At 31.4% G+C, this 21,657-nt stretch carries 13 protein-coding genes; 9 read left to right on the top strand and 4 right to left on the bottom strand.

The window, feature by feature from the left end; genetic code table 11:
• Window positions 1-37: 37 nt before the first annotated feature.
• Genes ACFQ1U_RS01625 through ACFQ1U_RS01610 form a run of 4 tightly spaced genes read right to left on the bottom strand, consistent with a single transcriptional unit; the run spans window position 38 to window position 7,375 of the window.
• The gene (locus ACFQ1U_RS01625; protein WP_386104626.1) at window positions 38-1,711 is read right to left on the bottom strand and encodes a SusE domain-containing protein; all 1,674 of its coding nucleotides are present in this window, start codon (window positions 1,709-1,711) and stop codon (window positions 38-40) included.
• Between the two features lie 22 nt (window positions 1,712-1,733).
• A complete protein-coding gene (locus tag ACFQ1U_RS01620; RefSeq protein ID WP_386104624.1) occupies window positions 1,734-2,831 on the bottom strand; it encodes a SusE domain-containing protein in 1,098 nt (365 codons plus the stop codon).
• Window positions 2,832-2,849: 18 nt separating this feature from the next.
• On the bottom strand, window positions 2,850-4,448 hold the full coding sequence (locus ACFQ1U_RS01615; protein ID WP_386104622.1) for a RagB/SusD family nutrient uptake outer membrane protein: 1,599 nt from the start codon (window positions 4,446-4,448) through the stop codon (window positions 2,850-2,852).
• A gap of 17 nt (window positions 4,449-4,465) precedes the next feature.
• A complete protein-coding gene (locus tag ACFQ1U_RS01610; RefSeq protein ID WP_386104620.1) occupies window positions 4,466-7,375 on the bottom strand; it encodes a SusC/RagA family TonB-linked outer membrane protein in 2,910 nt (969 codons plus the stop codon).
• Between the two features lie 200 nt (window positions 7,376-7,575).
• Here ACFQ1U_RS01610 and ACFQ1U_RS01605 point away from each other — a divergent pair, with 200 nt between their 5' ends.
• The 9 genes from ACFQ1U_RS01605 to ACFQ1U_RS01565 all read left to right on the top strand — a co-directional run bounded on the left by ACFQ1U_RS01605 (window position 7,576) and on the right by ACFQ1U_RS01565 (window position 21,622).
• The gene (locus ACFQ1U_RS01605) at window positions 7,576-8,598 is read left to right on the top strand and encodes a LacI family DNA-binding transcriptional regulator (protein WP_386104618.1); all 1,023 of its coding nucleotides are present in this window, start codon (window positions 7,576-7,578) and stop codon (window positions 8,596-8,598) included.
• 140 nt (window positions 8,599-8,738) lie between these two features.
• Window positions 8,739-10,115: an MFS transporter gene (locus ACFQ1U_RS01600; protein WP_386104616.1), complete on the top strand. Its 1,377-nt coding sequence runs from the start codon at window positions 8,739-8,741 to the stop codon at window positions 10,113-10,115.
• The gene (gene pgmB / locus ACFQ1U_RS01595) at window positions 10,115-10,771 is read left to right on the top strand and encodes a beta-phosphoglucomutase (protein WP_386104614.1); all 657 of its coding nucleotides are present in this window, start codon (window positions 10,115-10,117) and stop codon (window positions 10,769-10,771) included. Before ACFQ1U_RS01600 ends, pgmB begins: the two co-directional genes overlap by 1 nt.
• Window positions 10,772-10,840: 69 nt before the next feature.
• On the top strand, window positions 10,841-13,147 hold the full coding sequence (locus tag ACFQ1U_RS01590) for a glycoside hydrolase family 65 protein (protein ID WP_386104612.1): 2,307 nt from the start codon (window positions 10,841-10,843) through the stop codon (window positions 13,145-13,147).
• A gap of 33 nt (window positions 13,148-13,180) precedes the next feature.
• Window positions 13,181-15,121 carry a glycoside hydrolase family 13 protein gene (locus tag ACFQ1U_RS01585; protein WP_386104610.1) on the top strand — a complete coding sequence of 647 codons (1,941 nt, stop codon included), beginning with the start codon at window positions 13,181-13,183 and terminating at the stop codon, window positions 15,119-15,121.
• A 3-nt stretch (window positions 15,122-15,124) separates the two neighbouring features.
• A complete protein-coding gene (locus ACFQ1U_RS01580) occupies window positions 15,125-16,096 on the top strand; it encodes an alpha/beta hydrolase (protein ID WP_386104608.1) in 972 nt (323 codons plus the stop codon).
• Window positions 16,097-16,106: 10 nt separating this feature from the next.
• A complete protein-coding gene (locus tag ACFQ1U_RS01575; protein ID WP_386104606.1) occupies window positions 16,107-18,524 on the top strand; it encodes a glycoside hydrolase family 31 protein in 2,418 nt (805 codons plus the stop codon).
• Window positions 18,524-20,188: an alpha-amylase family glycosyl hydrolase gene (locus ACFQ1U_RS01570; RefSeq protein ID WP_386104604.1), complete on the top strand. Its 1,665-nt coding sequence runs from the start codon at window positions 18,524-18,526 to the stop codon at window positions 20,186-20,188. Before ACFQ1U_RS01575 ends, ACFQ1U_RS01570 begins: the two co-directional genes overlap by 1 nt.
• Window positions 20,189-20,194: 6 nt before the next feature.
• Window positions 20,195-21,622 (top strand): alpha-amylase family glycosyl hydrolase, encoded by a 1,428-nt coding sequence (locus ACFQ1U_RS01565; RefSeq protein ID WP_386104602.1) that lies wholly within the window; start codon window positions 20,195-20,197, stop codon window positions 21,620-21,622.
• Window positions 21,623-21,657: the final 35 nt, after the last annotated feature.

Raw genomic sequence — 21,657 nt, 5'->3', positions numbered from 1 at the left:
AAGGATAGCTTTTTTAAATATTACATCTATCAATTTTTTACTCAATAGTATAAGTAGGAGTAGAAGGATCAGAAAAATCAAGAGTTATAGTGTAAGTACCTGCAGTAGCAACAAGATTATCTCCACCTTCTTCTAGAGTACCATCTCCACCATTATCACCATAATTTATCGTCCAATCATTATTAGCTCTGAATTTAAATTCACCATCTAACAATGTTACATCTCTTAAAATCCAAATATTATCAAAAGGACGAGACCAGTCTCTTGTAAATTGTGCATCAGGAGTAGCTCCCCAATCATTATATGCACTTCCTACAACTCCCCAAATGTTGTCAATTTGTTCTAAAGTATATGTATTATCGTTTAAATTTACAGTAACTATATAGTTACCTGCTGAAACAACAATATTATCTGATCCCATTTCTAGAGTTCCGTCTGCTCCATCATCACCATAATTAACTTCCCAGTCATTATTCATTCTAAATTTCATTTCACCATCTAACAATGTAACAATACCTCTAAATACATCAGAATAAGGATCATACTCTAGCATAAAATCTGGTGTTGCTCCCCAGTCATTATATACAGATCCTACAATACCTAAAGAAAAAGCCTCAATTGTATAGGTGTTATTGTTTAGGTTTAAAGTGATTTTGTATGCACCTGCTGTTATAGCAATATTACTACCACCAGACTCTAAAGTACCATCAGCACCATTATCACCTAAATTATTAGTCCAATCATTGTTTTCACGGAATTTTATTTCACCATCAATTAATGTTACATATGCAGCTAAAACCCCATCAACATCAGTTTGATAGAAAGGTAAATCTGGTGTTGCTCCCCAATCATTTGCGGCAGAACCAACTATTCCCCAAGTTGTAGATAAATCTAAAACAGTTAGGTAAGTAGTTACAGTAATAGTTACAGCATCACCAATTCTTACTAAAGTATCTCCTGTTGAATTTGTAATTGTTGATTTAACTCTTACTTCAATATCTCCACTAGTATCTGGTAAAATACCACTTGATTGTGCTGCAGCATTTAACTGTGCGTTTGTTAAATCAAACATTACAGTATTACTTAGTCTAGCTAGTTCTATTGGTGAAGCAAAATCAGTATCAGGTGTAGCTACTTCTATAATGTATTCAATATCTAATCCTAAATTAGCATCTATAATCGGATCATTTATCTCTCCAGATACTGCTGATAAATCATTATTATCTAGACTTAAGTTAAAAGAACTTCCTTCAGTAAAACCAGTACTGAATGTCGGATTATTTATTGGATAGGTAGTAACCAATAATAATATTTGATTACTAATGTTTTCTCCAGCTTTTACTCTTAAATATACAGGAACATCTGTAAAGTTTGTGATACCCGCATTGTTTATAACAGTATTAAATTCATCAACAGTCATACTGAAATTATTCGTTTCAGAAGTACCTAACATTATTGGAGATGCAAAAGTTTCTTCTGTAGCCATTTCTATGCTGTATGAAGAGCTTCCTGTTACTTCATCATTCCAAGTAATAGTAAATGCAGGATTATCTGGTAAAGAATAATTTAAAAACACATTTGTAATTCCAGGCGTATTTAATGTAAAAGAAGGCTCTGGAGATGTTATTTCTAGTGTTTGTTGCGTTTCACACGAGGTAATTAGCATAGAAAATACTAAAAACAACATGCTTATTTTATATAAATGTTTCATCTTAATTCGATTTTAATTTATGTTATAAGTTTAAAGGAATTAAAATGTATTGGCCTGTTAAGTCATTAAACCAAACATCATAATCATCTTCAACTATTACAGGTATATTAGCACCGTTTTCTGTAACTATTCCTGAAAACCCTGTTTCAGCACCCCATGCAGTTCCATCTAAAGAAAATTGAAAACTACCGGGAGTCAATCTTACGCTGTTTGCATACCAGATATGTCCATCATGATTTAAAGCAGTTAATGAAATAGGAGTACTAATAGAAGATCCTTGTAAAACAATTGCTAATGGACTTTCTATTCCGTTTTCATTAAACGACTCAAAAGTAAATGAATCATCAGAAAAATTAATTGTGAAAGTATAATACCCTGGGGTTATATTAGAACTTCCTGCATTCGGAAATCTTTCAGGATCATCTCCACCACCTGGATTAACTTCAATACTAGTACCATCGTTAGTTCCCCATTGTGGTTGCCATAAACCTTTAGTTTCTAAAACCTTAAACATTCCGTTTCCAAAATAACCTGTGTAAGTAAATAACTTTTCATCATTAGGATCTCTAAATAATGCAGGGTTATTATTGTTGTTGTTCCATCCTGGAGCAGTAGCATCTCCAACTAAAAAATAATCGTCAAATACATAGTTGTAATATGGGTATGCCATGAAACTAATAGTATTTGAGTTTGCAGGTACTCCATTTTGTGAACCTAAAGATGAAATAACTCTTGCATAGATTGTTCCCCATTCAAAAGGGTTTAATCCAGCGTTACCAACTGCGCTATTTAATTCAGACATAGAAAAAGTTACTGCATTGATACCTGTTACTGAAGATACTGTGACAGGTGTTGTAAATGTTTCATCTGTTGAAAATTCTATGCTGTAAGTTATAGCAGTTTGTTGTCCGTATTCAGCACTTTCCCAATTAAATGTAAGTGCAGGTGTATTGGTGTTTACAGGGTCTAACTCAATACTACTAATACCTAATTCACTAAGAACTGGAGCAATAGGAGCTTCATCAACTGTAAAAATATCTGTAGTATCATCACAACTACTAAAAGTAAACAAGGTTACAAGAAGTAAAATTGGTGATATTTTTGAAAATTTATTTTTCATACATTAAAAATCTTAATATTAATAACCTGGATTTTGAGTTAAGTTCGGGTTTGAAGCTCTACTTGGGTTTGGAATAGGGTACACATTAAAATGATTAGGAATTGAAATTCCGTTACTAGCATTACCTTTCCATGTCCAATTATAGTTTCCGCCAACAAATTTTCCAAAACGGATTAAATCTTGTCTTCTGTGTGCTTCCCAATGTAATTCTCTAGCTCTTTCATCTAAGATAAAATCTAGTGTTAAACCTGTTTCGTCTATTGCTTCTGGATTGTTAGCTCTATTTCTTAACATATTAACATAATCAACAGCTTGAGCCATTGAACCTCCAGATCCACCTCTTACAACAGCTTCAGCATACATTAAATACACATCTGCTAATCTAAATAAAGGAAAATCTGTATCCACAAAAGTTTGATCTGAACCAATTTCACCATCTGAAGTTTTGTTAGAGTATTTTTCTAAAACATAACCTTGGTCTTTATCAGCAATATCTGTTATTATAGCGTCTCTATCAGCTGTTATTAAAGTATTTCTAGTATCGTTGTTAAAAGCAGAACCATTAAATAAGTTAGCCAATTCTCTTCTTACTCTAATTGCACCACCCCAACCTGGAGCACCAACACCTAAGTTTTCTCCATTTTCTTCTAAGCTTCCTACTTGTCCGTTAATTAACACAGTAGTAGGACCATAGTTTTGAGTGTAAACACCATCAGAAACTAATGGGAAAATAATTTCATTTCTTGCAGAATTTGTATCGTTATCTGCCATGAAGTTATGTAAGTAATCTGTAGCCAACATGTGACCGCCAGAAGCAATTTTGTTACAATAAGTTATACATTCTGTATATTTATTTTCTCCAATATAAACTTCTGCATTTAAGTATATTTTAGCTAAAATCATCCAAGCAGCAGCTTTGTCTGCTCTACCGTGTTCATTTTGTAAAGGATTAGCTAAATCTGCTTCAATATCTAGTAATTCACTTTCTATAAATGAAAACAATTCTGCTCTTTCAGCTTGTGGAGGTGTATAGTTAGTTAACGGATCATTTTCTGTAACCATTGGAGCTTTTCCAAATAAATCCATTAAATGATAATATGACAAAGCTCTTAATAAACGTGCTTCAGCACGATATTTAACTACTTCATTACGAATTTCATCTGAAATGTTTCTTTGATTTAACTTTTCTTCTGTACTCTCTCTTAAAAAGTTGTTAGCAAAAGCAACAGACGCACTAGCTCTACCAAACATCCCAATTAATAATGGATTTTGAGCGGTCCAAATGTTACGTTGAATTTCTCTAGTTCCAGGATCATTTTCATAAGACCAAACCATTTGATCTGCAGATAATGTTTGTAAGTATAATAATACACGTCCGTATTGACTAGTTCCAGCATCTAACCCTTGGATGTTTGAAGATTCTGGTCCATCTATACCTGTTAAGGCAAAGTTTGCGTAAACTCCAGCAATTAAATCTCTATAAGCGTTTTCGTTTTCAAAAAACTCTTCACTTAAAACAGATTGATCATCATTAGGAGTAATATTAAGGTCTTTTGTACATGATACCATAGAAAACATGGCAAATACAAAGATTGATGTTAATTTAAATAATTTCATTTTCATTGTAAATTGCTTTAAAATTTAATGTTAGCACCTAACATAAAGTTTCTAGATCTTGGATATACATTTCTATCGATACCGTTAGAAATTTCTGGATCTAAACCAGAGTAGTTAGTAATTACAAAAACGTTTTGGACACCAGCCCATAGTCTTATACTATTTTTGTTAAACTTTTTAATAGGTCTATCAAAAGTATAACCTAAAGTAATATTATCCATTCTTAAGAAAGAAGCATCTTCTAAATAAATATCAGAGAAAATAACATCTGCAGTATTTACAAAATTGGTATTTAATACTGATGAAGGTACGTTACCTAAAACAGCATTATCAACTAATAAAGCATATTGAGCTCTAGAAGAGTTAACGTTGTTATAATTGTAATTACCTAAACTAGCTCTTAAGTTAAATGAAAAATCAAAATTTTTGTAATTAAAATTAGATTGGAATCCCATAGTTACATCAGCAAAAGGACTTTCTTTTACATATCTATCATCATCATTAACAATTCCATCACCGTTTAAGTCTGCATAAGCATTTTCTATAGGATTGCCTGACGCATCATATAATTGTTTAAAAACGAAATATGAGTTTGGAGTTTCATTTTCTTGTAATATTTGGATTGTATTACCTGTTCCTCCTTCAATATCTTGTGTTCTTAAAGCCTCACCATTTAAATTATTAATTTTTCTGTCTAAATAAGTTGTATTGAAAGAGAAGTTCCAATCAATATCTTCTGTTTTAATAAAATCACCGTTTAGTGTAAATTCAAGACCGTTAATTTCTAATTCACCTACGTTTTGAACAATTCTATTACTGTAATTTGTTCCGTCTGAAAGAGGTGCATTGAATAGTAGATCTGTAGATTTTTTATTAAAATAACTAATAGATCCGTTAAATTTATTAAATAAACCGTAATCTAAACCAACCTCAAATGTAGCAGTTTCTTCCCATTTAATATCAGGGTTGATAGGAGAAGGTATCGTAGCTTGAACTACTTGACCATTAAATACATACTGAGAGTTTTGGTTTCCAAAACGATATCTGTTTAAATAGATATCTTTATCGTTTTCTAAATTTTGTTGACCTGTAAATCCATAACTAACCCTTAATTTTAAATCAGAAAACGTTTTCGAAGATTTTAAAAATTCTTCTTCACTTATTTTCCAAGCAAATGCAGCACCACCAAAGTCTCCCCATCTATTTTCTTCACTAAATCTAGACGTACCGTCTCTTCTGTAATTTAAAGTTAATAGATATTTATCTAGGAAACCAATATTTACTCTAGAGAAAAAACCAATGTTTACAACATCTGGATCTGCATAAGTTGTAGGAAAACTATTAGGATTAAAGATGTTACCGGTAGCACCACCATCATTCGTAAATCTTTGATAAGAATAACCAACAGTTGCATCTAAATCAAAATCATTAATTTCTTTTACATAATTTAAGTAAGTATCTAATAACTCATTATATCTATTAGAGTAATCATTAGATTGAACTCCAGCAAAACGTAAAGTTTCATTAGTGTTGCCAATATCAAAAGGACTAGTGTATGCTCTTGAACCTTCGGTTTCATCAAATCCTACATTAACAACTGCTCTAAGTTCTGGTAAAAAGTGAAACTTATAATCAACATTAAAATTACCATAATGTCTAAATACTTTACCAATGTTTCTTGCTAATAATAAATTTGCTACTGGGTTTGTAGTTCCATTTAAAATAGTTCTTCCGTTTCTATGTTGATAAAATCCAGCAAATGGAGAGGAAGCATCGTAAATAGATTGAGTAGGATCATATCTTAATGCAGCACCTAATTGTCCGTTATCAGCAAATCTACTATCTTCAAAAGTTCTGTTGTAGTTTACATTAAATTTTAAATGATCATCTAAATAAGAAGGATTTAACGCAACCGATACATTTTTTCTGTTGAAATTTGAAGTTATTAATGAACCTTCTTGATCTAAGAATCCAATAGATAAACGTGCAGGCATTCCTAAAACACCACCTTTAACTGTGGCATTTAATTGTGAAGTACCTGTTTGACGTAATATTTCATCTTGCCAATTAGTATTAGCATTACCAAGTTCACCAATTCTGTCTGGATATCTTTGAGCAATAATATCTCTAAACTGATCAGCAGATAATACATCAATTCTATCTTGAACTTGTCCAATAGTATATTGGTAATCTAAATCTAAAGAATATTCATTTCTACCTTTTTTGGTGGTAATAATAATTACACCATTTGACGCTCTAGAACCATAAATAGCAGTTGCAGATGCATCTTTTAGTACAGAAAATGATTCAATATCGTTAGGGTTAATGTTAGATAAAATACCTCTAGAACCCTCAACACTTCTAGATTCAACAGGTAACCCATCAATAACAATTAAAGGGTTATTAGAAGCTGTTAATGAAGAACCTCCTCTAATAACAATAGATGGATCAGCTCCTGGTGCACCAGACGCACTAACATTAACTCCAGAAACCCTACCAGAAAGTAAGTTATCCGCAGTTACAATATTACCTTTGGTAAATTCTTTAGCCGTAATAGCTTCTACAGATCCAGTAGCATCTTTAACAGTTGTAGTACCATATCCTACTATTACGATTTCGTTTAATAATTCTTGATCTTCTTCTAAAGAAACTGTAAAATTTGTTTTGTTTCCAACAGGAATTTCTTTTGAGGCCATCCCAACAAAAGAAAAAACTAATATATCAGAAGAATTTACGTTTTTTAGTTCAAAATCTCCATCAAAATTAGTTTCAGTTCCAGTAGTTTTTCCCTTAATTAAAACAGCTACACCAGGAAGCGGTGAGCCAGTGCTTTTTTCTGTTACTTTTCCTCGTACAGTTTGCTGCGCAAACAGATTTAAGGATGTGAGTATCAGAATCCCACAAATAAATGATTTTAAGTTTTCCATATATAATATGTTAAATTATAACTGTAAATTTGATTATTCGATTTATCAATAAATTTACATTTCCACGTTGTGAATATACTTATAAAAATAGCGCCCAACACATTGATTTTCTTACGAAAACGTTTTCGTGTTGATAACTTTTTAACTTTAACTTAACATATCCGTAATAAAAACCAAAATATTTAGCAGTTTTGTAAAATATGAAGTCAAAAATTACCATAAAGATAATAGCCAAAGAATTAGGTGTTTCTCCCTCAACAGTATCAAAAGCCTTAAGAGATAGTCATGAAATTAGTCAAGAAACTAAAGACAAGATTAAAGCTTATGCGAAACTTTATAATTACAGACCTAATAATTTAGCGTTACAATTAAGAAGTCAAAAAACCAAAGTTATTGGTATTGTATTACCTAAAATAGTTCATCATTTCTTTTCAACTGTTATTAGTGGTATTGAAAAAGTTGCGAATGAAAGGGGGTATAACACAATGGTTTGTTTTTCTAATGAACAGCAAATTAAAGAGGTAGAGACTATTAATGTATTAACTAATGGAAGTGTAGATGGGCTTATAGTTTCAATAGCAAAAGAAAGTTTACGCAATAATGATTTGAATCATTTTCATAACCTAATAGAGGATGAAATGCCATTGGTTTTATTTGATAGAGTTCATAGTTCATTAAATTGTGATAAAGTTATTGTTGATGATGTTGGGGCTGGTTATAAAGCAACAAAACACCTTGTAGATATAGGATGTAATAATATAGCAATTGTAACTACTCCAGAACATGTTACAGTTGGTTTTAATCGCTATCAAGGTTATGAAAAGGCATTAAAGGAAAGTGGTAAGACTATTAATAAAAAGCTTATAGTTAATATAGATGATGAAGATGATCAACAAATTTACAATCAGATATCAAATCTATTTAATGAAAAAGTAGATGCTATTTTCGCAGTAAATGAAATTTATGCAGCCTTAGCTATTAGAGTAGCTAAAGATAAGGGTATTAGTATACCAGATGAATTATCAGTAGTAGGATTTACAGATGGTTTAATCTCAGAGTATTCATCACCATCAATAACAACTATTGTACAACACGGTTATACTATGGGTGAGCAGGCGGCAGAATTACTAATAGATCGTATTGAAAACGAAAAAGATAATAAACCACCACAAACAAAGGTGATATCTAGTAATTTAAAAATTAGACAATCAAGTAAAAGTTAATTGTTAATTTTTATTCAACTTATATAAAAAAGTATATATTAGCAACCTCAAAGACTTATCAATAAAGTTTACTTTTCCACACAAACAAACAAAATGATAAGTCGTAGCGCTTATCGTATAACAAACTAATTATTACGATAATGGAAAAGCGTAAACTAAATTTCTGGCAAATTTGGAACATGAGTTTTGGGTTTCTAGGAATTCAATTTGGATTCGCCCTTCAAGGTGGATTTATGTCAAGAATTTTTCAAACTCTAGGCGCAGCCAAAGATGATATCCCATTACTTTGGATTGCTGCACCTCTTACAGGTTTACTTGTACAACCGATTATTGGTTATATGAGTGACAGAACTTGGAGTGCAAAGTGGGGTAGAAGAAGACCTTACTTTTTAGTAGGTGCAATTTTAAGCTCTATTGCTTTGTTTTTAGTACCTCACTCTCCTGCTTTATGGATTGCAGCTGGCTTTTTATGGATTTTAGATGCTTCTATTAATATTTCTATGGAACCATTTAGAGCATTAGTGGCTGACAAACTTCCTGAATCTCAAAGATCTTACGGTTTTGTAGTACAAACATTAATTATAGGAATAGGTACCTGGATAGCTAGTAACTTACCGTGGATGGTATCTAAATTAGGAGTAAGTGACGCAGCAGCGTCAGGGGTGGTTCCGATGTCTGTAAAAGTAGCTTTTGCTATTGGCGCCTTTGTGTTTTTAACTAGTATTTTATTTACAGTATTTACAACCACAGAATATCCGCCGGAGGATATGGAAGAATTTGAACGCGAAAAGGCTAAAAAAAATCAATTTATATCAGACATAGTAAATAATATAGGAAGTATGCCAGCTACCATGAAAAAACTGGGTGTTGTTCAGTTTTTTAGTTGGTTTGCATTTTTTACTATGTGGAGTATGGCAAACCCAGCTTTAACAGAGCATGTATTTCAAACTCCTGTACCGGTAGAAGCTAATTACAATATGGATGTTCCTGCACAAATCGAAGCCTATAACACAGCTAACACCGCTTTTCAAAAGTCATCCAATTTAGTAGGTTCTTATATGGGAGTTTATGGTTTGTCATCTATGGCATTTGCTTTATTTCTTGCTTTTTATACTTCAAAAAGAAGAATAAACAGAAAATATGTTCATATGCTATCATTAATTTTAGGTGGTGTTGGTTTTATTATGATGAAGTTTATACCTTCTCATGAATACCTTAATATTTCTTTTATCCTAATAGGTTTTGCGTGGGGAAGTATATTATCGATGCCTTATGCTATGTTATCGAGTTCTGTTGACCCTAAAAAGATGGGAGTGATTATGGGAATTTTTAACATGTTTATAGTATTACCACAAATAGTAGCTGCCTTAGGAGGCGTAAATTTTGTGTCTAATTTATTAGGGTCAGAAGCGATTAACGCAATGACAGTAGCTGGAATTAGTTTGATTTTAGGTGGTTTAGCAAATCTTTTAATTGTTAATCCTAATGCAATTACTTACCAACAAACAGAAAAATAATGAAAAAGAAAGGATTTATATTTGATTTAGACGGTGTTATTGTTGATACGGCTAAATACCACTATTTAGCATGGAAAAAACTGGCTAAAAGTCTAGATATTGATTTTACTGAAACTCAAAACGAACAATTAAAAGGCGTAAGTAGAGTAAAATCATTAGAGAAAATATTAGCATGGGGAAACAAATCTGTTTCCGAAGATAAATTTATGGAACTAATGGCGTTAAAAAATAATGACTATTTAGCGTTCATAAATACCATGGATGAAAAAGAAATCTTACCTGATGTACCAAAAATACTGGATTATCTTATAGAAGTAAATCAGCCAATAGCACTAGGTTCTGCCAGTAAAAATGCAAGAGCTATTTTGAAAAAAGTTAATCTAATAAAAGCTTTTAATGCTATTGTAGATGGTACTAATGTGAGCAAAGCAAAACCAGACCCTGAAGTATTTTTAAACGCAGCTAAGGAATTAGCTATTATTCCACAAAATTGTATTGTGTTTGAAGATAGTTTAGCTGGTATTAAAGCTGCTAATAATGCCAATATGATATCAATAGGTATTGGAAATGCAGACGTTTTACAAGAAGCAGACTACAACTTTAATGATTTTACTGAAATTTCAGTCGAGTTTATTAAAGAATTAATAGATAAATAACCCACTAGAGGTCCCCTTTTAAAAAACAAAGTAGAAATTCTAAGCCTAAGGCTTAAACAAACAACTAAAATGAATCAAGATTATATTATACCAAACGAATGGTCGATTATTGAAGAAGGATTTGATGTAACTCGTGTAAAATCATCTGAAAGTTTATTTAGTATTGGTAACGGTGCTATGGGGCAACGTGCTAATTTTGAAGAGAATTATTCAGGAAGTACTTTTCAAGGTAGTTACATTGCAGGTGTGTATTATCCAGACAAAACAAAAGTTGGATGGTGGAAAAATGGCTATCCAGAGTATTTTGCAAAAGTATTAAATGCACCCAATTGGATAGGAATTAATGTAATGATTAACGATGAAGCGTTAGATTTAAATACTTGTAAAAAGGTATCTAATTTCCGACGTGAATTAAACATGAAAGAAGGTTGGTTGGCAAGAACCTTTACAGCTGTATTACCAAATGATGTAGAAATTGAAGTATCAGCAAAACGTTTTTTAAGTCTTGATTTAGATGAATTAGGAGCCATTGAATATAGTGTAACTCCAATATCCACTAATGCTACTATTACTTTTGAACCTTATTTAGATAGTGGTATTCATAATGAAGATAGTAACTGGGATGATCAGTTTTGGAATACAGTAAAAGTATCTGTAGATGGTGCACAAGCCTTTATTGAGGCTCATACCATGAAAACATATTTTCATACGTGTACTTTTATGCAATCTAATATTGTAGTTAATAAACAAAAACAAACCATTAAACCATCAGTTTCACAAACTGATAACAGAGTATCATTTTCATATACTACAGAAGTTAATGCAAATGAAACAGCTACAATTTATAAATATGCTGGTTATACGGTTGATAGAAATCATGAGATTGAAGAATTAGTATCTGCTGCAAAAAAAGTGTTAGCCACAGCAGTTTCATCAGGCTTTGATGTATTATTAGATCAACAAAAACAAGCATGGTCTAAAATATGGGAAATGGCAGACATTACTATTGATGGTGATGTTAAGGCACAACAAGGAATCCGTTTTAATATTTTACAGTTAAATCATACGTATTTAGGTAAAGATGCTCGTTTAAATATTGGACCGAAAGGATTTACAGGTGAAAAGTATGGTGGAAGTACCTATTGGGATACAGAAGCGTATTGTATTCCTTTTTACATGGCTACCAAAGATCAGCAAGTTGCTAGAAACTTATTAACTTACAGATACAATCAACTAGATAGAGCTATTGAAAATGCGGAAAAACTTGGTTTTAAAAACGGAGCTGCCTTATACCCAATGGTAACTATGAATGGAGAAGAGTGTCATAACGAATGGGAAATCACTTTTGAAGAAATTCATAGAAACGGTGCTATTGCATTTGCAATTTATAACTATCACAGATATACAAATGATTACAGTTACATTCCAGAAAAAGGATTAGAAGTTTTAGTGGGTATTGCTCGTTTTTGGCATCAACGTGTTAACTTCTCTGAAGATAAACAACAATATGTTATGTTAGGTGTTACCGGACCTAATGAATACGAAAATAATATCAATAATAATTGGTATACAAATTATATTGCTAAATGGTGTATTGATTATGCTTTAGAAAATATTGAAATTGTTAAAAATGAATACCCTTCTGACTTCGAGCGTATTTTAAATAAAATTAAAATTTCTGACGAGGAAATACAATCAATGAAAAAAGTGGCTGATAATATGTATTTTCCTTATTCAGAAAAGCATCAAGTTTATTTGCAACAAGATGGCTTTTTGGATAAAGAGTTAATAACAGTTGCTGATTTAGATCCTTCACAACGACCAATTAATCAAAAATGGAGTTGGGATCGTATTTTACGTTCGCCATATATTAAACAAGCCGATACATTGCAAGGTTTTTATTTCTTTGAAGATCATTTTACCACAAAAGAGTTAGAGCGTCATTTTGATTTTTATGAACCATTTACTGTTCATGAAAGTTCTTTATCACCATGTGTTCACAGTATTCAAGCTGCCAAATTAGGAAGAATGGAGCAAGCATATACCTTCTATCTAAGAACTTCTCGTTTAGATTTAGATGACTATAATAAAGAAGTAGAAGAAGGTTTACACATTACTTCAATGGCAGGAACATGGATGAGTATTGTTGAAGGATTTGGTGGAATGCGTGTAAAAGATAATACCTTAACTTTTGAACCTAAAATACCTGAACAGTGGGATGGATACTCTTTTAAAGTGAATTTTAGAAATCAAATTTTAAAAGTAATTGTTCAGCAGGATAAAACACTTTTTGAATTAGACGGAACCACCCATTTAGATATTGTGGTTAATGGAGAAAAAGTTACTATTTCACCTAACAATATGGTAACCATATAATATAAATTACAAGAACATTAAAATAATTTAGTAATGAAAATTAAGCAATCAATATACATTTTACTTATATTATTTTTAATGTTCTCTTGTAAAGAAAACACACACAATCCCCCTAATAATCCCCAGAAACCGATTGTAGAAGCGAATGATATCGATAAAATAGAACCACCACACTGGTGGATTGGTTTTAAAGATACTTCGCTTCAGCTTTTGGTGAAGCACCCAAAAATATCTCTTGCAAAAGTATTTATAGAAAATAAGAATATTTTTTTAGAAAAAGTTCATACTGCAGATAGCCCAAATTACTTGTTTTTAGACTTAATTATTAAAGGATCAGCTAATCCAGGTAAGTTTGTTATTAATTTTAAAACAAAAGAAGGTGCTTCATTATCGCAATCTTATGAGTTAAAAAAAAGAATAAAAAAATCGGAAGATTTTATTGGTTTTGATAGTTCAGATGCTATTTATTTAATTACTCCAGATAGATTTAGGAATTCAGATGTCACTAATGATTCTTTTGAAAATTTACATGAAAAAGAAATCAATAGAAAAGACAATTACGCGCGTCATGGAGGTGATATTAAAGGTATTATAAATTCTATAGATTATATTAAAGATCTTGGTTTTACAACAGTTTGGCCAAGTCCGTTATTAGAAAATAATATGCATAATGGTTCTTACCACGGCTATGCAATTACAGATTATTATAAGGTTGATCCACGTTTTGGAACTACCAGTGAATATATTGAGTTATCAGCCAAGCTACAAAAACAAAACATGAAATTAATCATGGATCAAGTAGCAAATCATTGTGGTTTAGAACACTGGTGGATGAAAGATTTACCTTTTAAAGATTGGGTAAATTACCAAAAACATTATGAGGCAAACAAAGAAAAATGGAGTAGTGATATTGTAAAAAGATCATCTCATAGGCGAACCACGAATCAAGATTTATATGCCTCAAAAATAGACCACAAAGAAATGACTGATGGTTGGTTTGTAAAGGGAATGCCTGATTTAAATCAACGAAATGCTTTTATGGCAAAATACTTAATTCAAAACAGTATTTGGTGGATAGAAAAGCTTGGTTTAGGAGGAATTCGCCAAGATACTTATCCGTATCCAGATAAAGATTTTATGAGCAACTGGGCAGGAGCTATTATGAATGAGTATCCAAATTTTAATATAGTTGGAGAAGAATGGTCAACAAACCCTTTGTTAATTGCTTATTGGCAACAAGGTCATAAAAATGTTGACGGATACAACTCAAACTTACGTTCAACTATGGACTTTGCTATGCAAGAGAAAATTGTTTCAGGTTTAAATAATGAAGAAACTTGGGGAACAGGTTTGAAAGAAATTTATGAAACTTTAGCTAATGATTTTCATTATACTAGGCCACTAGATATCTTGGTTTTTCCAGACAATCACGATATGAGTAGAATATTTACGCAACTAAACGGAGATATAATAAAAACTAAAATGGCACTAAGTTATTTGGCAGTTTTACCAAGAATTTTTCAAATGTATTACGGAACAGAAATACTAATGAATGATTTTGATAGGCCAGGAGACCATGGGTTAATCCGTACAGATTTTCCAGGAGGATGGAAAAATGATAGCATAAATGCATTTACAGGAGAAAACCTTACTACTGAAAAGAAAGAGATGCAACAATTTATTACAAACCTTTTGAATTTTAGAAAAACATCTACGGCAATTCATAATGGTAAAACAATGCATTTTGTTCCCAAAGCAAAAACTTATTTATTGGCTCGTTATAACGAATCAGAAACAATAGTTCATGTTTTAAATAAAAACGAAAAGCCAGTAGCGATTAACTTAGATCGGTTTAAAGAGTTAGAGTTAACTGGAAAAACATTAAAAAATGTTTTGACAGGAGAGACCATTTTATGGAATAAATCTTTAAAACTACCCAAAAAAGGAAGTTATTTATTTACAACTAAATACTAAGCTATGAAATTGATAAGCCTATATATTTGTGTAACGCTAGTTATTTTTTCGTGTAAAAAAAAATCAAACAATACTATTGAATTAGCTAATAACCAAGTTGAAAACACGTTGTTTTTTAAAGAATTAACTAGCATTAAATTAGCAGGAGGAAAGTTATATAGAGCAGATAGTATTACTTCAAAATATATTAAATCTAGACCCATAGATGTTTGGGTACCTAATGATTATTCATCAACAAAAAAATACAGTGTTTTATATATGCATGATGGTCAAATGCTTTTTGACGCTTCAACTACATGGAACAAACAAGAGTGGAAAGTCGATGAATGGGCAACTGATCTACAAAATCAAGGTAAAGTAAATGATTTTATTGTTGTTGCTATTCATAATATTCCAAAAATTCGATGGCAAGATTTATTTCCTCAAAAAGCTTTTAATTACATCGAAGAATCAATACAAAAAAAACTTAAAAGTATTGCTGGAAACAAAGACTTTACTTTAAATGGGGATAATTATTTAAGTTTTCTAACCAAAGAGTTAAAACCAATTATAGATCAACAATATCCTGTATTAACAGATCAAAATAATACCTTCATAATGGGTTCTAGCATGGGCGGATTAATGTCTATGTATGCTGTTAGTGAATATCCAGAAATATTTGGAGGTGCTGCATGCTTATCTACGCATTGGGTTGGAGCAATGCCTATGGATGATAATCCTTTTCCTGATGCTATTTTTAATTACATGGCTGATAATTTACCTGAAAGTGGCAATCATAAATTATATTTTGATTACGGAAATAAAACTTTAGATGCACATTATCCTAAATATGCTCCAATTGTTGATAGAATTTTATCCTCAAAAGGTTATGATGAAACAAATTCTAAAAATTTATTTTTTGAAGGAACTGATCACTCTGAAAACTCTTGGAATTCAAGATTAAATGAACCTTTACTTTTTTTATTAGGAAACTAAAAATTACAAAATGAAACACGTATTATTTAACATATTATTTTTTGTTTCTATTGCTATAGTAGCCCAAAACTCTTCAAGAACATATATATCACACAAAGAAGAAAACGGCATTTTATCAGTAACAACAAATGACGGAGAATATCATTTTCAATTTTATAACTCACAAATTTTAGAAAATACTTTTATTCCAAAAGGTGAGTTACATAATAATAGCTCACATGCTGTTGTATTAGCACCTCAAAAAATAAAAATTAGATATAAGTATCTTGGAAATGAAATTACTTACAGCTCCAAAGATTTATCAGTAACTATAATAACAAATCCTTTTAAAATCTCTTATGCATATAAAGGTAAACCTGTAGTTTCTGAAAAACGAGGTTATTATAAAAGTAAGCATCAACCGTTAGAGATGGTAAAAGGCAATATTACCGCTAAACTTTCTGAGAAAATAGAGTTTAATATTACTAATAATGAAATTTTATACGGAGCTGGTGCTAGAGCTTTAGGAATGAACAGGAGAGGTCATCGATTACCATTATACAATCGTGCCCATTATGGTTATGAAACAGATTCTAAATTGATGAATTATACCATGCCAATAGTAGCATCTTCAAACAAGTATATGATTCATTTTGATAATGCTCCAGTTGGATATTTAGATTTTGATAGTAAGCAAAATAATACACTAACTTACGAAACTATATCAGGTAGAAAAACCTACCAAGTAATTGTTGGAGATTCATGGTTTGATATTGTTAAAAATTACACAGATTTAACAGGAAAACAACCATTACCACCACGTTGGGCATTTGGTAATTTTTCTAGTCGTTTTGGTTATCATTCAGAAAAAGAAACAAAATATACCATTAATAAATTTAAAGAAGAAAAAATACCGGTAGATGCGGTAATTTTAGATTTGTATTGGTTTGGAAAAGATATTAAAGGAACCATGGGGAATTTAGAAGTTTATAAAGATTCTTTTCCTAACATGAAACAAATGGTTTCAGACTTTAAAAAACAAGGCGTAAAAACAGTATTGATTACAGAACCATTTGTATTAACTACTTCTAATAAATGGAAAGAAGCGGTAAAAGAAAATGTTTTGGCCACAGATAGTATTGGTAACCCATTTAAATTCGATTTTTATTTTGGAAATACAGGATTAATAGATATTTATAATCCAAAAGGTAAGGAATGGTTTTGGAATATTTATAAAGGGCTTCATGATATTGGTGTTGAAGGAATTTGGGGAGATTTAGGAGAGCCAGAAGTTCACCCTGAGAAATTGATTCACGCAAAAGGTACAGCAAATGAATTTCATAATATATATGGTCATGATTGGGCTCGCTTAATTTATGAAGGTTATCAGAAAGAATATCCATCCGAGCGTCCGTTTATTTTAATGCGAGCAGGCTACTCTGGTTCTCAACGATTTGGTTTAATACCATGGTCAGGTGATGTTAACAGAACTTGGGGAGGTTTACAAAGTCAACCTGAAATAGCATTACAAATGGGACTGCAAGGTTTAGGTTATATGCACTCTGATTTAGGTGGGTTTGCAGGAAACAATTTAGATGATGAATTATATGTGCGTTGGCTTCAATATGGTGTTTTTCAACCAATATTTCGTCCTCATGCACAAGAAGAAGTGCCTAGTGAACCTATTTTTAGAGCAAAAAAAGCTAAAGAATTAGCCAAAAATGCTATTGAACTTCGTTACAAAATGTTGCCTTACAATTACACATTAGCATATAAAAATCATATCAACGGAACTCCATTAATGCGACCATTATTTTTTGAAGACGAAAAGTTATCAGAAATATCAAGTTCTTATTTTTGGGGAGAAAACATTCTTGTTTCCCCTGTTTTAAAGGCAAATATTAATAAACAAGAAGTGATTTTTCCTGAAGGAAGTAACTGGTTTGATTTTTACACTGATAAAAAATATAAAGGTGGAAACACAGAAGTTATAGGGTTAAAAGAAACGTCAATTCCAACCTTTGTTCGTGGAGGGAGTTTTATACCGCTAGCAAAATTAGTTCAAACAACAAGAGATTATTCACTTAAAGAATTTGATCTGCATTTTTATTTTGACAAAGATGTTAAAGAAAGTAGAGATGTATTGTTTAATGATGATGGCGAAACTGCAAACTCAATTACAAATAATGCTTTTGAATTGATGTTGTTTACTTCTAAAAATACCAAAAAGTGTTTAAAAATTACATTTGATACTCAAATAGCTGCAAATTATAAAGCTTTTGATAAAATAGTAAATCTTAATATTCATAACATTCAATCTAGGCCTAAGCATGTAAAAATAAACAACAAAAAGGTTGATTTTATATATGATTCTAATCAAAATAGCTTAAAGCTACCTGTAAATTGGAAAGAAAAACAAACACAAAAAATCATTGTAAATTTTAAATAATGAAAAATATAATAAGACTACTAGCACTTGCAATCTTTGTAGGTTGTACTTCAGCTGAAACCAATAAAAAATCAGCAACAACAAAACTAAAAGAAGTTCCTTTTTTCTGGGAAGCAGCCAATGTGTATTTTTTATTAACTGATAGATTTTATAATGGAGATACTACAAATGATATAAATTTTGATAGAACCAAAGAAACAGGAAAGTTACGTGGTTTTGAAGGTGGTGATTTAAAAGGAATTACTCAAAAAATTAAAGAAGGCTATTTTACGGATTTGGGTATTAATGCTATATGGATGACTCCAATAGTTGAGCAAATTCATGGAGGTACAGATGAAGGGACTGGAATTACGTATGGTTTTCATGGTTATTGGACTAAAGATTGGACTGCTATAGATCCAAATTTTGGCACAAAGGAAGATTTAAAAGAATTGGTTGAAACTGCACATAGCAAAGGTATTAGGGTGTTGTTAGATGCTGTTATTAACCATACTGGACCCGTAACACAAAAAGATCCCGTTTGGCCATCTGAATGGGTAAGAACTTCACCACAATGTGAATACACTAATTATGAGAATACCATTACTTGTACATTGGTTAAAAATTTACCAGACATTAAAACAGAAAGTAATGAAGAAGTTAGTTTACCACCTCAATTAGTTGAAAAATGGAAAGCTGAAGGAAGGTATGAGCAAGAAGTTGCTGAATTGGATGATTTTTTTAAGAGAACCGGCCATCCAAGAGCACCACGTTTTTACATCATGAAATGGTTAACAGATTATATTATAGAATTTGGGATTGATGGTTACCGTGTAGACACTGTAAAACATACAGAAGAATTTGTATGGCAGGAATTTAGAAAAGAATGTGATGCTGCTTTTAATATTTGGAAAAAGAATCATCCTGATAAAGTTTTAGATGATAACAGTTTTTATTTAGTTGGTGAAGTATATGGATATGGTATTAGTTCAGGAAAAGCGTATGACTTTAGTGATAAAAAAGTTAATTATTTTGATGAAAGCTTTAATAGTTTAATCAATTTTGAAATTAAATGGAATGCACAACAAATGCCACTAAATGAAATATTTGAAAAATACAGTACGGCTTTGCAAACCAATTTAAAAGGTTATAGTGTTTTAAATTATTTATCTTCTCATGATGATGGACAACCTTTTGATCCAAAGCGAGAACAATCATATGAAACAGCTAATATTTTGTTATTAACTCCAGGAGCTTCTCAAGTGTATTACGGAGATGAATCTGCAAGAAGTTTAGTGGTAGAAGGTACAGTTGGAGATGCTACTTTACGTTCTAATATGAACTGGGAAGCATTATCTTCTGATACAAGTAAACAAAAGGTTCTTAAACACTGGCAAATATTAGGAAACTTTAGAAAGAATCACCCTGCAATTGGTGCGGGTGAACATAAAAAGATATCTGATAAGCCATTAGTTTTTTCGAGAAGCTTTTCAAAAAACACTTTTAATGACGCTGTAGTTGTAGGTTTAGATGTACCTGCCGGATCAAAAACTATTGATGTTTCTACTGTTTTTGAGAACGGAACAGAGTTAAATGATGCTTATACAAATCAAAAAGTAACTGTAACTAACGGTACAGTTACTATTAATACCCCTGAAACTATTATTTTATTAGAAAAATTATAAATCAATATGAAAAAACTATCATTACTACTATGTTGTGTTTTACTAGCTTTTGCCTGTAAAAAAGAGCAACAAAAAAAAGAAATATCGCAAATAGAAAATACTCAAAATACTTCATTAGTATCTAATGAAATGCTAGAAACTGCGGTTATCTATGAAGCTAATATACGTCAATATTCACCTGAAGGAACTTTTGATGCTTTTACCAAAGATATTCCTCAATTAAAAGAGTTAGGTGTTAAAATAATATGGTTAATGCCAGTTTTTCCTATTTCAGAAACTAAAAGAAAAGCTACAGGAGAAAAGTTTGCTTCAGATTTTTCTGAAGAAGAACGTAAAAAATACTTAGGTAGTTATTATGCAGTTTCTGATTTTAAAAAGATCAATCCAGAATTTGGAACTATTGAAGACTTTAGAGCATTGGTGAAAACAGCTCATGATAATGGTATATCAGTAATTTTAGATTGGGTTCCAAATCATACGGGTTGGGATCATACCTGGATAACTACTCATCCTGAATTTTATACCAAAAATGCGGATGGCGAAATTACAGATCCTTTAAATGAAGATGGAACTCCTGTTGGTTGGGCAGACGTAGCCGATTTAAATTACGACAACAAAGAATTGCGTAAAGAAATGGTAAGTGATATGCTACATTGGATAGAAAATGAGAATATTGATGGCTTTAGATGTGATGTAGCTGGATCTGTTCCAACAGATTTTTGGGTAGAAGCAGTACCACAGTTACGAGCTAAAAAAGATATTTTTATGTTAGCAGAAGCTTGGGAACCAGAATTATTAAAAGATGATTTGTTTGATATGGCATACGGATGGGATCGTCATCATGCAATGAATCATATTGCAAAAGGAGAGCATAAAGTAGCTCACTGGGATGAAACATACTCAAAAGATACTGCTAGATATGAAAATGATGATATTTTAATGACATTTGTAACTAATCATGATGAAAATTCTTGGAACGGAACAATTCAAGAAAGAATGGGAAATGGAGCTTCTGCTTTTACAGCTTTGAGTTATACGGTACCTGGAATGCCTCTTATTTACTCTGGACAAGAATATGGTTTAAATCACAGATTAAAGTTTTTTGAAAAAGATAGTATTCCAAAAACTAAAGGTAAAGAGTGGGCGTTATTAAAAAAATTAGGAGATCTAAAACAAAATAATCTAGCTTTACATGGAGGTAAAAACGCTGCTAGTTATGAAAGATTAGATACAGCTAACGAAAATGTATTGGCATTTAAGAGAAGTAAACAAGGTAAAGAATTAATTTACATAGCAAATTTATCTGAAACAGAACAAATCTTTACAAGTATTATTTCAGGATCTTACCTAAACTATTTAAGTGGAGATAAGGAAACTATAGAAAATAAAGAATTTAAATTAAAACCATGGGAGTTTAGAATTTTTGTTAACTAAATCTCAAAAGAGCAGCTATTTAAGCTGCTCTTTGT

Origin of the sequence: Tenacibaculum geojense, assembly GCF_042676005.1 — a bacterium.
GTDB lineage: Bacteria > Bacteroidota > Bacteroidia > Flavobacteriales > Flavobacteriaceae > Polaribacter > Polaribacter geojense.
The sequence above is the reverse complement of the archived record's forward strand: the minus strand, read 5'-3'. Positions and strand labels throughout refer to the sequence as shown.

Bases quoted from the DNA above. Each gene is read 5' to 3' on its own strand.
- pgmB (WP_386104614.1), top strand. From the start codon at position 10,115: ATGAAAAAGAAAGGATTTATATTTGATTTAGACGGTGTTATTGTTGAT.
- ACFQ1U_RS01590 (WP_386104612.1), top strand. From the start codon at position 10,841: ATGAATCAAGATTATATTATACCAAACGAATGGTCGATTATTGAAGAA.
- ACFQ1U_RS01570 (WP_386104604.1), top strand. From the start codon at position 18,524: ATGAAAAATATAATAAGACTACTAGCACTTGCAATCTTTGTAGGTTGT.
- ACFQ1U_RS01580 (WP_386104608.1), top strand. From the start codon at position 15,125: ATGAAATTGATAAGCCTATATATTTGTGTAACGCTAGTTATTTTTTCG.
- ACFQ1U_RS01625 (WP_386104626.1), bottom strand. From the start codon at position 1,711: ATGAAACATTTATATAAAATAAGCATGTTGTTTTTAGTATTTTCTATG.
- ACFQ1U_RS01615 (WP_386104622.1), bottom strand. From the start codon at position 4,448: ATGAAATTATTTAAATTAACATCAATCTTTGTATTTGCCATGTTTTCT.
- ACFQ1U_RS01585 (WP_386104610.1), top strand. From the start codon at position 13,181: ATGAAAATTAAGCAATCAATATACATTTTACTTATATTATTTTTAATG.
- ACFQ1U_RS01605 (WP_386104618.1), top strand. From the start codon at position 7,576: ATGAAGTCAAAAATTACCATAAAGATAATAGCCAAAGAATTAGGTGTT.
- ACFQ1U_RS01610 (WP_386104620.1), bottom strand. From the start codon at position 7,375: ATGGAAAACTTAAAATCATTTATTTGTGGGATTCTGATACTCACATCC.
- ACFQ1U_RS01620 (WP_386104624.1), bottom strand. From the start codon at position 2,831: ATGAAAAATAAATTTTCAAAAATATCACCAATTTTACTTCTTGTAACC.
- ACFQ1U_RS01565 (WP_386104602.1), top strand. From the start codon at position 20,195: ATGAAAAAACTATCATTACTACTATGTTGTGTTTTACTAGCTTTTGCC.
- ACFQ1U_RS01600 (WP_386104616.1), top strand. From the start codon at position 8,739: ATGGAAAAGCGTAAACTAAATTTCTGGCAAATTTGGAACATGAGTTTT.
- ACFQ1U_RS01575 (WP_386104606.1), top strand. From the start codon at position 16,107: ATGAAACACGTATTATTTAACATATTATTTTTTGTTTCTATTGCTATA.